The organism is Staphylococcus equorum, assembly GCF_029531845.1.
Lineage (GTDB): Bacteria > Bacillota > Bacilli > Staphylococcales > Staphylococcaceae > Staphylococcus > Staphylococcus equorum_C.
In genome coordinates this window covers 43,224-55,553 of the sequence record NZ_JAMBPV010000004.1, presented here as the reverse complement: position 1 = coordinate 55,553, position 12,330 = coordinate 43,224, and the positions used below count along the sequence as shown (strand labels likewise).

Below are 12,330 nucleotides of genomic sequence, written 5' to 3'. Positions count from 1 at the left end.
ATTAATAGTATTAACCCGGTTAAAAGAATGGAATTGTTTTACTTGCTTTCATAATATCTTTTGTAAAAAAGAATTGTCTACCTTCTCCTGTATAGGCAGGATTCAGTACCATATTGGCTTTAGCGCTATATAACCATTCAGGGTTAATGCCAGAATTTAATATTTCTTGGAATTCTTGAAAGTCTTTTTTCCAATTTAAATTTGGCTCCATATTTATCACCTCAACGATATGATAGAACGCTTGTACTTATTTGTAAACAAAAAAGAAGTAACTGTCACGCGTCACAATTAGGTTACAAAAACATAAATAGATTTTATTCAATCTATTTAGCCTCCCTATTATGTCTTTTTTCATACAAGAAAGAAATAAAACTTCCAAAAAAGCCTAATAGTGCCATAATCACACTACCAAGCAATTGATCTTTCCCTGTGCCTATAAACATTAATAAAAAGATTAAAACTCCGATTAAGAGGCTCATCCCAAGAGCCTTAACATATAACAACATTTATAATCCCTCACTAAATCCCCAAAATACCATACTAAACTATTCTATTATTTATATTTAGTATCGTAAACCGCCTTTTTACACTTTTTAGATATAAAAATAAGGCTAACGCAACTCTGCGCCCGCCTTAAATTATGATTTGTTAACTATTTATTAATTAAATACGAATGAGTAATTGATCAAGTGCTATGTGCATCATCAATCTTTATAGAAGTAATCTTCGCTACATTTACATAACTATCACAATCTTTTAGATAAAAATAATTATGTCTATGAATGCCTTTTTCAAATCTTTTAAGTGCTAATGCTTTATCAATTTTCCATATATTCTCCACATACTCACGATAAACATTGCCATCGCTACATTTTATTATGAATACATATACATCACTCATGTGAGGTCACCCTAATTAATATTTTTATGATTCTAATACGTTAACTCTATTATCCGTCTAATTAGTTATGGTTGCAACACAATGGTTATTATTTATATATCAAGACACTATTTCTCACAATTCTTACTAATCATTTTTCAATGACAGACGAGCATATTAATTATGAAGTAATTTATTGAGCATGATGGGGGCGTATAAACCACATTTCGGTTTCATAATCATGTACTACTCTATGGGCTACTTCCGTTTTTTCAGCGCCGCCACCATCCCAATTTTGATCTAATGATTCAAATTTATCACTAGCGCCATTATAATTACCTTCTGTTACGATGGCTGTATGACCTGCACCACTGCCAAATTCATCATTGAATACAACAATGTCACCAGCTTGTGCTTGAAAGCCCTCATGATTCTTATATACCGTTGCTTCACCTTCAAAGTTATTTTTAGTCGGTATTTCTTTTGCATAATCACCTTCTAATCCGTGACCATACAAATAATCCCATTGCTCATTTACTAAATCAAAACATTGCCAGCCATACTCATCATCATAATCCCACCCCTTACCTTCTAAAGTGTTCATATGGCTTATAGCTTCCTCTTGAGTGGCAGCCGTTCCGGCAGAAGCAGTGTTCAAATGAGTAAATACTAGTATGCTTAACACGCCTATAATAAAATATGTAAAAATTTGTACGTAATGTTTAATTATAAATCTTCCCTTCTAAGTATTATTTTACTGAATAAACTATACAAGTAATATTTTCGTTAACTTGTAAGTTAAAGTGTAAAATAATTCAATCTCAGGATAATATATCATACAGTTTTTAATTGCTCATTACACTAATATTAATTCCATTTTAATTTTTTTGGTTAATCTGTAATATTCAAATTAATTTCATTATGAATTTATCTCGATAATCAAAAAAAGACATCTTAATAAGGCGTCTCAGAGCGTCTAACTTTGTCAGCGTTTTTTGTGCACGCTTTGAGTGATTACAGAAACTTCCTGTAGTCTTCGGCTAGTACTTCATCAACTAGTTAGGCGTCAGACCAAACCTCTACGATTTCTGTAACAATTTAAAAACAATCCATAGTAATTTTTAGATTTAAATGTCCTTCTTTTCCACATTCATTCTAAATTGTTCAATTTCTTTAATGCTGGTTAAAACAAATACTTTTTTATCATTTTTATTTCCTTAATTTTTTGTAATAAATGTGGTTTTCTGTGCTTAGGAAAATTCCAAATATATTTTAAAAATGTGAGATTGATTCTTTGCAATCTTTGCCCATATCAATTCTAGTTTTACCAATATTTTTAAATAATCTCTTAAAAACTCTATAAAAACAAATTTTTCTTGGCAAATCTAAAAGTATCACAGTATCTGCAGCATTTAATCTTTCATCTAAGATACCAGTATAACTTCCATCAATAATCCATTTCTTTTTTTGCAATAATGTTTTTTGAATTACTTTTTGCTCATCAGAACTTGTCATAACCCAATTAGGTTGCCAAAATAATACGTCTAAATGAAAAACAGGTATATCTAAAGCATGACCTAGTTGTCTTGATAACGTTGATTTTCCAGAACCAGAAGATCCAACAACGATTATTTTCCCCATATTTGTCCCACCAATCTATTTAAATGAATTTAATCTACTAGACAATAATTTAATTACTTTCATACCAACGAGTTACTCCGAGTAATTACAATATAAGTAATGACCATACAACTCGTTTATTTGCAATAACGAACACCTACAGTTGAGGTTTGTACATTTAAAAATGAACCTATTGACCAAGAAAAATAGAAACTTGTGAAAAGTACCCTAAAGAACGTGGTTACACTGTATACTTAATAGAGACACTAGAATTTAGGACGATCAGCCGTCAATTATTATTCTAATAATAAATTAGACCCAGATACTGAGTTATCCAACAATAATTCAGTTCCTTATAAAACAAATGAATCATTCATCAGGTATTTAATTTACCCTATTATTGTTAGAATTATATAGAACGTTGTTTCTTAAAAGAGGAGAATATTTATGAATTTAAACGAATTTCAAGAACATATAGAAGATAAATTACCAGCGTTAGATAGTTTTTATGACAGAGCTATCAACTTTCAATTAGAAAAGGATAAAAGACGCCCACCTAAAAAACGTTGGTCAGAGGCAAAAATAGAGAGAGCAGCCAATGCAATGTACAAGGATTTGATGAAAGGTATATATGAAAAAATTAAATCTTTAGTTGAAGAAAGAGAAAAGAAACCAAATGATGTATGGATTGATTATTTGGAAAAGTATGAGTTATACGAACAAATAAACGAATCATTATACGAAATCGAATTTGATTAAATAACTTCAAGGCTGTGACATTTCTAAATTAGCACAGACAAAAAAGGCTTAGCCATGATGGCTAAGCCTTTTAATATAGCGTCTAAGGGAGTTGCTTACACCTTTTAGAAACTGCTATAGGTGATGCTATATCAACACTTACCTAGTATTGCTAATTGAGTGTAAAATGTGAAAAATGGAACACAAAGTAATCCGATGCACTTTGTACGTGTTCATTTTCCTACTCATTTTAGATAACTATTAAAAAGTGACATTGCCTTCAAATTTAAGTACAGTTTCTATTTTAACAACATGATTCAAATTAATTACTTTGTTTTTTGGTTTTGTCACAAACAATAAATTTTCGGATGATTTATCAACATCAATTTCTTTAGCACGTTCTAATTTACCAGTTACTAATAATAGATCTATACTCACAACGTTTTCTTCTTTCAATAAATCAGTTACTATATTTATATTCATTTTATAAATCTCCTTTTCTTCATTACCTTCATTATACATCAAAATGTAATTTTTTACTTGATAATCAAACATTATTATTTATAATACAATTAAATTATTATATAATAGTATGGTTATTAATAATTTGACAGTTTCAGTTCATCTTCTGTGTAGAATCGTATTCTATAATTTTCTAGAAAATACATTTGTAGCGTAATCAAGGAGACCTAATTAAAACCTAATTTAAAAATACGCGGCTACATCTCTATTGCGTCTTAGTTAATAATGATTTTAATCACCTAATTAAATGGAATGATTTCACTTGCTTTAATTACATCTTTAGTAAAAACCATTGCCTTCTACTTTATAATTCGTATTTAAAATCATATTATTTTTACATTATATAGCCATTCTGGATTAATGTCTGAACTTAAAATTCTTAAAAACATTTATCTGAATTTCATTTCATATAATCATCACATGAATGCAATAGGTCGCTTGTTCTTATATATAGTTGTAAATGATATGCAAGTAACCTGCGAGAAAAATTTCTAGAAGCTTTTCACTAGATAACATAAAAAAAAGCCATCCCTAAGGATGGCTATATCTGAGAGCATGTCTGAATGGACACCCTAACGTGCGCATTAGACCCACTCTATCTATAAGACACTCTAAGATGTCCATCAATAATAATACAATAGTTAACAATAAAAATGAATATTCAAATATATTTATGTCAATTAAAATTAAAAATAGGGCAGGGGTAATCAAACGTTCGTATGCTTAGCCATGAATTAAGGCACAGGCATGCATCGTTCCTTGTGAATCATGGTGCTAGTCCTATGAGATAATAGCATAACGATTAAACCGCATTATTATCTACGGAAGAAGTAACTGCTCAACAAGGGTCATCTGTACCCTATTATGCTAAATAAATAATAAAATATCTATAGTCACCGTCCAATAGTTGGACGATGACTTTTAATTTAATTTATTAATCATAGATTTTAATAATACAATTTGACCAAAATGTCGATTAGTATGAATAATAGCAAAATGGATAGATTCATTAAAATTGTCCATAACGATGTCTACATCTTTAAGGACAATTGGTTCATTTCTATCTTTCTTTAATTGTTTTTCTAAAACATTAAATATTCTATCAAGTTGTTCATTTAACAATAATTTTAATTCATCGAAAGAGGGTTCATTTCCATCAAAATTTATTGGTGATGTCCCCCATAGAAAATATTTTGCGGCAGTTTGCTCTAAAACTTTTTCTCCATTAATAGTTTCAAATACTAAAAAATCATTTAGCAAGATTAAGTGACCTAATTGCCATTTGATATTATTATTAGCCATGGCAGGTTGAAATGCAGCTTTTTCCTCATCAATATCTTTTATATGCTTATTTAATAAATTATACGTAGCTTGAAATTGTTCTTTAATCATTTTATAACCCCTCACTTAAATTATTAATTGGACGCACTATAAACATCATAACATTAACACAATAGCATTTATTTATTTCAAAATACTAATTATGTGCTAATTTCAATTTTATAACTTTGATTTTTTATTTTTGTGGCACATCTGTGCACTCAAAAATAAAAAGCCCTTAACCACTAAGGTTAAAGGCTCAAGGATGGAGACGGCGGGATTCGAACCCGCGTCCAGAGGTCCTGATACAGATCTTTCTACGTGTGTAGTCTATCATTGAGTTTCGCATAATGGTAAGTGATAGACGGCCATCATTATGCTAGTCTGATTAATCTCTTCTAGGCAGACTTCAAACGGCAGTGCCTAGCGTATCCTACTATAGGTTGAATCGCGGTTAACGGCACATAGGAGATGCCGTTAGGCGATGCAGAGTGCTATTACGCAGCTACTGCGAAATTATTGTTTTCTTTGCCAGTTATTATAACTGTGTGTGTTAGTGACGGAGACAACCCTCCGACACGCTTAACCTGCTCATGGTACCCCTGTCGAATCCAAAAACGCCCCCTAAATAGTATAAAATGCACTTCCTGTTCACTTCACGATTATCGTTCAGCTTTTTAGAAAGCACATATTATATTACCAAAGATCAGGGTCTTTGGCAATATATCCGCTTAATAACGGTCTTTCATCGCTCTATCCATGTCACGTTTTACTGCTTTATCTTTCAATGCTTGTCGCTTATCGTAATTTTTCTTGCCACGTGCAACACCTAGCAATACTTTACAGTGTCCATGTTTTAAATAGAGTTTCAATGGCACAATCGAATAACCCACTTCTCTCGTACGCTCACCTAATTTTTCAATCTGACGTTTGTGCAATAAGAGCTTACGTGAACGTCGAGGGTCATGGTTAAAACGATTGCCTTCTTCGTACGGGGCAATGTGCATATTATTAAGATACATTTCACCGCGATTAACTTGCGCATAACTATCTTTAAGATTGGCACTGCCACGACGAATCGACTTGATTTCAGTCCCTTGTAACACAATGCCCGCTTCAATCGTATCTTCAATGACATAATCATGTCTAGCTTTACGATTTTCAGCTAGTGTTCCTGGTGATTTTTTCTTTGGCATTGAGTTTCACCTCTTTGTTGAGTTATTTTTTCTTCTTACGTGCTTTGTTCTTCACATTTTTATCTTTATAAAATGGTTTGTGTTTTGTATTACCACTATTTGATTTATCGTTGTTACGTTGATTTTTACCTCTACGCTGTTTGTGTTTCGTTTTATCTTTGTTATCACCAGATTTATCTGATGATTTACCACGAGGATTCGCTTGAATCGTCTTACCACGTGAAGGTCTCTGAGTACGATCGCTTTTAGATAATGGCATACCAACGATTTGGAAATCGATCATACGCTCATCTACGTCTACATTGATGACTTTAATTTGAACTGGATCACCTATACGGAAGACTTTAGCCTGACGTTCACCAATCATTGCCATTTGACGTTCGTCGAAATGGTAAAAATCGTCTGTCATGTTCGAAACGTGTACCATGCCTTCAATCGTATTTGGTAATTCAACGAACATACCAAAATTAGCTACTGAACTTATAATACCTTCGAACTCTTCGCCAACATGTTGTACCATATATTCTGATTTTTTAAGTTCATCTGTATCACGTTCTGCTTCAATCGCTCTACGTTCTCTTTGAGATGTATGATCAGTAATTTCTGGTAACAATGCTTCCCATTTAGACTTCTCTTTATTGTTCATAGATTGTTCTACAATATATTTACGAATTAATCTATGTACAATTAAATCAGGATATCTACGTATTGGTGACGTAAAATGTGTATAGTATTCAGCTGATAAGCCAAAGTGTCCTAAATTCACATCATCATAACGTGCTTGTTGCATTGAACGTAACATCATTGTTGAGATAACCATTTGTTCTGGTTGACCTTCAACTTCTTGTTGAATCTTTTGTAATGTGGAAGGATGGATTTCTTCTCCTGTACCTTGAATCATTAGTCCAAAATTCGTAATAAAATCAAAGAATTTACGTAAACGTTCTGATTTAGGTTGTTCGTGAACACGATATATAAATGGTACTTCTAAATGATCGAAGTGTTCTGCTATCGTTTCATTTGCTGCAAGCATAAATGACTCGATTAAACGTTCACCTTCACCACGTTTTCTCAATTCTACATCTGTTGGAATACCTTCTTCATTAACGATTACTTTTGCTTCACTAATATCGAAGTCGATTTCACCACGACGTCTTCTCATGTTAACTAAACGTTGCGATAAATCTTGTGCTAAGTCTAGCATTGGTGTGACTTCACTAAATTTTTCACGTGTGTCTGCATTTTGATCTGTAATAATTTCATTCACTTCATCATATGTCATACGATAATTTGAATGTATCACACTATCAAAAATCTCATGCTTAACGACTTCTCCACGTTCATTAAATTCCATTCGACAGCTCAATGTTAAGCGATCAACATCTGGGTTCAACGAACAAATACCATTACTTAAACGGTGTGGGATCATAGGAATCACACGATCAACTAAATAGACACTTGTAGCACGACTATATGCTTCTTCATCTAAAGCTGATCCTTCAGTAACATAATAACTAACGTCAGCGATACTGACTGTTAATTGTGTGTGACCATTGCTTAATTTTTTAATACCAATTGCATCATCTAAATCTTTAGCATCTGCGCCATCAATCGTAATTGTAAGTTCATCACGTAAATCGCGGCGGCCTTCAATTTGTGATGGTTCAATTTCATCAGGTACTGCTTCAGCTTCTGCTAAAACATTATCTGGGAATTCGATTTCAATACCATGTTGATAGATGATTGATAATATATCTACTCCTGGATCGTTTTTATGGCCCAGTATAGCCGAAACTTGTCCTTCAGGATTGTTTGTGCCATCTGCATACTTAGTGATCTGTACGAGTACTTTATGACCATCTATGGCACCTAAGTTATGTCCTTTGGCAATAAAGATGTCTTGCATAATACGTTTGTCATCTGGTAACACAAAACCAAAATGGCGTGCTTCGCTGAACGTACCAACCACTTGTGTGACTGAATGCGTTTCTATCGATTTTACTTCGCCCTCTAGCTTACCTTTATGTTCACCTTTTGAATTTTGTACTTCTACTAGGACCGTATCACCGTCCATAGCTCTATTAATTTTTGTAGGTGGGATAAAGATATCATCCATTTCACCCTCTTCTGGACGTAAGAACGCAAAGCCTTTTTTATTCTGGCTTAGTTTACCCTTCACCAATTTTGATTGTTGGGATTTGTTAGATTCCTTGCGTTGATATCTATCTGTTTTTGTACGTTGAATTAAACCTGTTTGTTCTAGTTCAACAAGCACCTTAATTAAGTCTCTAAATGAGTCGGCACTATTTAAACCTAATGCATCTTGAAAATCAGATACAGACATTGGTTCATAATCTGGTTGTTTAATAATTTCTTCAATGGATGGTTTTAAATTCATTATGCCCCTCCTTTCTCTTTTTAAATAATTCTATAATTTTTATTCAGACCAATCTAATGATTCTAAAAATTGGTATACATCTTCAAATACTAATTCTTTTTCTTTATCAATTGTAATAACATGTCCGGAATTCGCATACCATTTAATATCTTTTTCATCAGATTCGCTTTCATTGTATATAATGTTTGCAGAATCTGTATTGATCATTTGGTCTTGTTCTGCTTGAATGACCAATAATGGATCCATCACTTCGTCCACATGATCTCTTACATCTTGGATTTGTCCTTGAAGCTCTTTTAAAGTATCTGTTGGGTGAAAAACGTCCATTTCTTTATTAATTGTGGTTTCGTCTTTCCCTTCATACTTTTTAAAGTTGCGGGCATACTCTAGCACACCATCAAACATAGACCCTTCCGTCTTAATGTACATAGGTGAACACATAGTTATAATACCCTTTACATCTCTGTTTAAGCTTAATTTTAATGCATAGCAGCCACCAAGGGACAAACCAGCGACTACAATTTCATCGTATCCTTTTTCGACTAAAAAGTCATAACCGTCTAATGCTTCTTTAAACCATACAAAAGGACTGGATTTTAATATTTCTTCAGGGGGCGCAGCATGTCCTTCATAGTGTGGCGCATGACATGTGTACCCCTTTTTCTGTAAGAATCGACCTAATTGTCTTACATCTGATGAGTTCCCAGTAAAACCATGTAACAATAACACAGCTCGGTTGCCCTCCTCAAAAAAGAACGGCTCTGGAAGTTTGATTTGCATCGTGATTCAACCCTTTCGCTTATGCTTTTAATTGCGAGTCAATTAATTTTTATAAAATTCTTTTTAGAATACAACATATCTATTATAAATAAAAAAGCCCGACTTTAACATTGTCGGACCTTATAAACCAAAATAACTTATGCCTAACATTAACAAGAAGAAAATGACAGACAATATAATTGTTAATCTATGCAAGAATAAATCGACACCGCGTTGCTTTTGTTTACCAAATAACTGTTCGGCGCCACCACTTATCGCACCTGATAGTCCATTACTTTTACCTTCTTGGAGTAGTACAACAGTTACTAATGCAATACATACTAAAACTAAAATTATCATCATTACTGTATGCATGAAAATTGCCCTCCATTCATTATATACGAATCGCATTATACCACACGTTCGTGTTCTTTAGCAAACTACTATCTATTGAACGTACTCTTACGTTTAATAGATACAGCTAACATATAAATCGCTACTACAAATGACATGATTAACACTAGCGTTAAGGGAATTAAATTCATTCCTGCTTTAACATCTAATATTGCTCCATATACTGGACCGATATTAACTACATTATACAAGATTTGTGACATGAATACAGCAAACATAAACCACCATAGGTGTGTATGTCTATTCCAAATGGCAATGATACCTACTAAGTTAGCTAATATGTACATTATACCTGTAAATTGAAAACTATTTTTAATTGTTCCAACAGCATTTTCCGATGGCTTTTGTTCACTATTTAAAAGTAATTGTTTAATTACACTACCATCTAAAACAACAAATAAATGTATTGCATAAAGAATAGCGATGATTAATGAACTATAAGCAATCAGATGAGCCGTTTTCGTTTCTCTTGATTTAGGTTTTACATCCATATAAATTAAGGCTCCTTCTATGATTTACATCTTTAATTATATCAGTTTCATAGTGAAAGATGAACAATTTAAACAACTCTTACTATATTAATTATGTAGCATAGATTATAAAACGGCATTACAAAGAAGCAATACGAATTCTATTCGTCTAGTATTTCATACATCTTCATACGTACGGAGGTATTTCTTTAAGGCTGTCCCCATTGAGAAAGTTATTCTGCGGTTTACAATAGCTTTCGCTATTGCATAAGAAGACCTAACCACTAAAGTGGCCACCTGAGGATTACAATAGCTTTCGCTATTGCATAAGAAGACCTAACCACTAAAGTGGTCACCTGAGGATTACAATAGCTTTCGCTATTGCATAAGAAGACCTAACCACTAAAGTGGACACCTGAGGATTACAATAGCTTTCGCTATTGCATAAGAAGACCTAACCACTAAAGTGGACACCTGAGGATTACAATAGCTTTCGCTATTGCATAAGAAGACCTAACCACTAAAGTGGCCACCTGAGGATTACAATAGCTTTCGCTATTGCATAAGAAGACCTAACCACTAAAGTGGTAAGGTCTTCTTTAAAAAACACGCAAGCCATGTATGACTTGCGTGTTAGCGCGTGAACTCTTTAATTTTTAAGCGGTATTATTTAGATAAGTTATAGAAAGATTTAAGTCCGTCAAACTTAGCAGTTTCGTATAATTCATCTTCAATACGTAATAATTGGTTGTATTTAGCAATACGGTCTGTTCTTGATAATGAACCTGTTTTGATTTGACCAGCATTTGTTGCAACAGCGATATCAGAAATTGAAGTATCTTCTGTTTCACCTGAACGGTGAGAAATAACTGCTGTGTAACCAGCTTTTTGAGCCATTTCAATAGCTTCAAATGTTTCAGTTAAAGTACCGATTTGGTTAACTTTAATTAAGATTGAGTTACCGATACCTTTTTCGATACCTTCTTCTAATTTAACAGTGTTTGTAACGAATAAATCGTCACCTACTAATTGTACACGATCACCGATACGTTCAGTTAATACTTTCCAACCGTCCCAGTCGTTTTCGTCCATACCATCTTCAATAGAGATGATTGGATATTTGTTAACTAATTCTTCTAAGAAGTCAACTTGTTCTTCAGCATTACGTTTTTTACCATTTTCACCTTCGAATTTAGCGTAGTTATAAACGCCATCTTCAAAGAATTCAGAAGATGCACAGTCAAAACCTAAGAATACATCTTTACCTGGTTCTAAGCCAACTGCTTTAATTGCTTCTAAAATAGTTTCTACAGCATCTTCAGTGCCTTCGAATTTAGGAGCAAATCCACCTTCGTCACCAACTGATGTTTCTAAACCACGATTTTTAAGGATTGATTTTAAGTTGTGGAAAATTTCTGCTCCCCAACGTAATGATTCTTTAAATGTTTCTGCTCCAACTGGTAATACCATGAACTCTTGGAATGCGATTGGTGCATCAGAGTGAGAACCACCATTAACAATGTTCATCATTGGAACTGGTAATTGTGTACCGTTGAATCCACCTAAATATTTGTAAAGTGGTTGGCCTAATAAATCGGCTGCTGCACGAGCTACTGCTAAAGATACACCAAGAATAGCGTTAGCACCTAATTTACCTTTATTTTCAGTACCATCTAATTGGATCATCATTTTGTCGATAGATACTTGTTCTAGAACTGAAAATTCACCTTCAACTAATTCTGGTGCAATAATTTCGTTTACATTTTCAACTGCTTTAATAACACCTTTACCTAAGTAACGGTCTTTATCACCGTCACGTAATTCTACTGCTTCGTGTTCACCAGTAGAGGCACCTGATGGAACTAATGCGCGACCAAAAGCACCACTCTCAGTTAATACTTCTACTTCAACTGTTGGGTTACCGCGTGAGTCTAAGACTTCGCGAGCGTAAACATCTGTAATAATTGGCATGTTTATAATCTCCTTTATAAATAAGTAGTTTAGAAATATTAA

General features: G+C 33.3%; 12 protein-coding genes, 1 other RNA gene and 1 pseudogene. 1 reads left to right on the top strand and 13 read right to left on the bottom strand.

The features are described 5' to 3' along the window. Positions 1–19: 19 nt before the first annotated feature. From M4L39_RS06440 to M4L39_RS06425, 4 genes and pseudogenes are all read right to left on the bottom strand, one after another. Complete coding sequence (locus M4L39_RS06440) at positions 20–211, bottom strand: hypothetical protein (protein WP_277581292.1); 192 nt, start codon at positions 209–211, stop codon at positions 20–22. A gap of 474 nt (positions 212–685) precedes the next feature. Next, on the bottom strand, positions 686–901 hold the full coding sequence (locus M4L39_RS06435) for a hypothetical protein (protein ID WP_277581291.1): 216 nt from the start codon (positions 899–901) through the stop codon (positions 686–688). Between the two features lie 172 nt (positions 902–1,073). Then, positions 1,074–1,538, bottom strand: a complete 465-nt coding sequence (locus M4L39_RS06430) for a CHAP domain-containing protein (RefSeq protein WP_277581290.1) — start codon at positions 1,536–1,538, stop codon at positions 1,074–1,076. A gap of 469 nt (positions 1,539–2,007) precedes the next feature. Continuing rightward, positions 2,008–2,521: pseudogene (locus tag M4L39_RS06425) on the bottom strand (DNA topology modulation protein). A 426-nt stretch (positions 2,522–2,947) separates the two neighbouring features. Here M4L39_RS06425 and M4L39_RS06420 point away from each other — a divergent pair. Beyond that, positions 2,948–3,259, top strand: coding sequence for a hypothetical protein (locus M4L39_RS06420; RefSeq protein WP_057512806.1), 312 nt, complete (start codon positions 2,948–2,950; stop codon positions 3,257–3,259). Positions 3,260–3,499: 240 nt separating this feature from the next. Here M4L39_RS06420 and M4L39_RS06415 read toward each other — a convergent pair whose 3' ends face one another. The 9 genes from M4L39_RS06415 to eno all read right to left on the bottom strand — a co-directional run bounded on the left by M4L39_RS06415 (position 3,500) and on the right by eno (position 12,288). Beyond that, on the bottom strand, positions 3,500–3,721 hold the full coding sequence (locus M4L39_RS06415) for a hypothetical protein (RefSeq protein WP_021339885.1): 222 nt from the start codon (positions 3,719–3,721) through the stop codon (positions 3,500–3,502). Positions 3,722–4,681: 960 nt separating this feature from the next. Next, positions 4,682–5,152, bottom strand: coding sequence for a DinB family protein (locus tag M4L39_RS06410; RefSeq protein WP_277581288.1), 471 nt, complete (start codon positions 5,150–5,152; stop codon positions 4,682–4,684). A 191-nt stretch (positions 5,153–5,343) separates the two neighbouring features. Then, positions 5,344–5,705: a transfer-messenger RNA gene (ssrA, locus tag M4L39_RS06405) on the bottom strand. 106 nt (positions 5,706–5,811) lie between these two features. After that, complete coding sequence (gene smpB, locus M4L39_RS06400; RefSeq protein WP_002508246.1) at positions 5,812–6,276, bottom strand: SsrA-binding protein SmpB; 465 nt, start codon at positions 6,274–6,276, stop codon at positions 5,812–5,814. A gap of 22 nt (positions 6,277–6,298) precedes the next feature. After that, entirely contained in the window at positions 6,299–8,674 is a 2,376-nt protein-coding gene (gene rnr / locus M4L39_RS06395) for a ribonuclease R (protein ID WP_277581287.1), read from the bottom strand. A gap of 39 nt (positions 8,675–8,713) precedes the next feature. Further along, positions 8,714–9,454, bottom strand: a complete 741-nt coding sequence (locus tag M4L39_RS06390) for an alpha/beta hydrolase (RefSeq protein ID WP_277581286.1) — start codon at positions 9,452–9,454, stop codon at positions 8,714–8,716. A gap of 120 nt (positions 9,455–9,574) precedes the next feature. Then, on the bottom strand, positions 9,575–9,808 hold the full coding sequence (gene secG, locus M4L39_RS06385; protein WP_277581285.1) for a preprotein translocase subunit SecG: 234 nt from the start codon (positions 9,806–9,808) through the stop codon (positions 9,575–9,577). A gap of 68 nt (positions 9,809–9,876) precedes the next feature. Then, a complete protein-coding gene (locus M4L39_RS06380; protein ID WP_277581284.1) occupies positions 9,877–10,338 on the bottom strand; it encodes a hypothetical protein in 462 nt (153 codons plus the stop codon). Between the two features lie 645 nt (positions 10,339–10,983). Next, a complete protein-coding gene (gene eno, locus M4L39_RS06375) occupies positions 10,984–12,288 on the bottom strand; it encodes a surface-displayed alpha-enolase (RefSeq protein ID WP_021339867.1) in 1,305 nt (434 codons plus the stop codon). Between the last annotated feature and the right edge of the window lie 42 nt (positions 12,289–12,330).

Excerpts from the sequence above, each read along its gene's own strand:
- M4L39_RS06440 (WP_277581292.1), bottom strand. The coding sequence starts at position 211 with ATGGAGCCAAATTTAAATTGGAAAAAAGACTTTCAAGAATTCCAAGAA.
- M4L39_RS06435 (WP_277581291.1), bottom strand. The coding sequence starts at position 901 with ATGAGTGATGTATATGTATTCATAATAAAATGTAGCGATGGCAATGTT.
- M4L39_RS06420 (WP_057512806.1), top strand. The coding sequence starts at position 2,948 with ATGAATTTAAACGAATTTCAAGAACATATAGAAGATAAATTACCAGCG.
- M4L39_RS06415 (WP_021339885.1), bottom strand. The coding sequence starts at position 3,721 with ATGAATATAAATATAGTAACTGATTTATTGAAAGAAGAAAACGTTGTG.
- M4L39_RS06410 (WP_277581288.1), bottom strand. The coding sequence starts at position 5,152 with ATGATTAAAGAACAATTTCAAGCTACGTATAATTTATTAAATAAGCAT.
- smpB (WP_002508246.1), bottom strand. The coding sequence starts at position 6,276 with ATGCCAAAGAAAAAATCACCAGGAACACTAGCTGAAAATCGTAAAGCT.
- rnr (WP_277581287.1), bottom strand. The coding sequence starts at position 8,674 with ATGAATTTAAAACCATCCATTGAAGAAATTATTAAACAACCAGATTAT.
- M4L39_RS06390 (WP_277581286.1), bottom strand. The coding sequence starts at position 9,454 with ATGCAAATCAAACTTCCAGAGCCGTTCTTTTTTGAGGAGGGCAACCGA.
- secG (WP_277581285.1), bottom strand. The coding sequence starts at position 9,808 with ATGCATACAGTAATGATGATAATTTTAGTTTTAGTATGTATTGCATTA.
- M4L39_RS06380 (WP_277581284.1), bottom strand. The coding sequence starts at position 10,338 with ATGGATGTAAAACCTAAATCAAGAGAAACGAAAACGGCTCATCTGATT.
- eno (WP_021339867.1), bottom strand. The coding sequence starts at position 12,288 with ATGCCAATTATTACAGATGTTTACGCTCGCGAAGTCTTAGACTCACGC.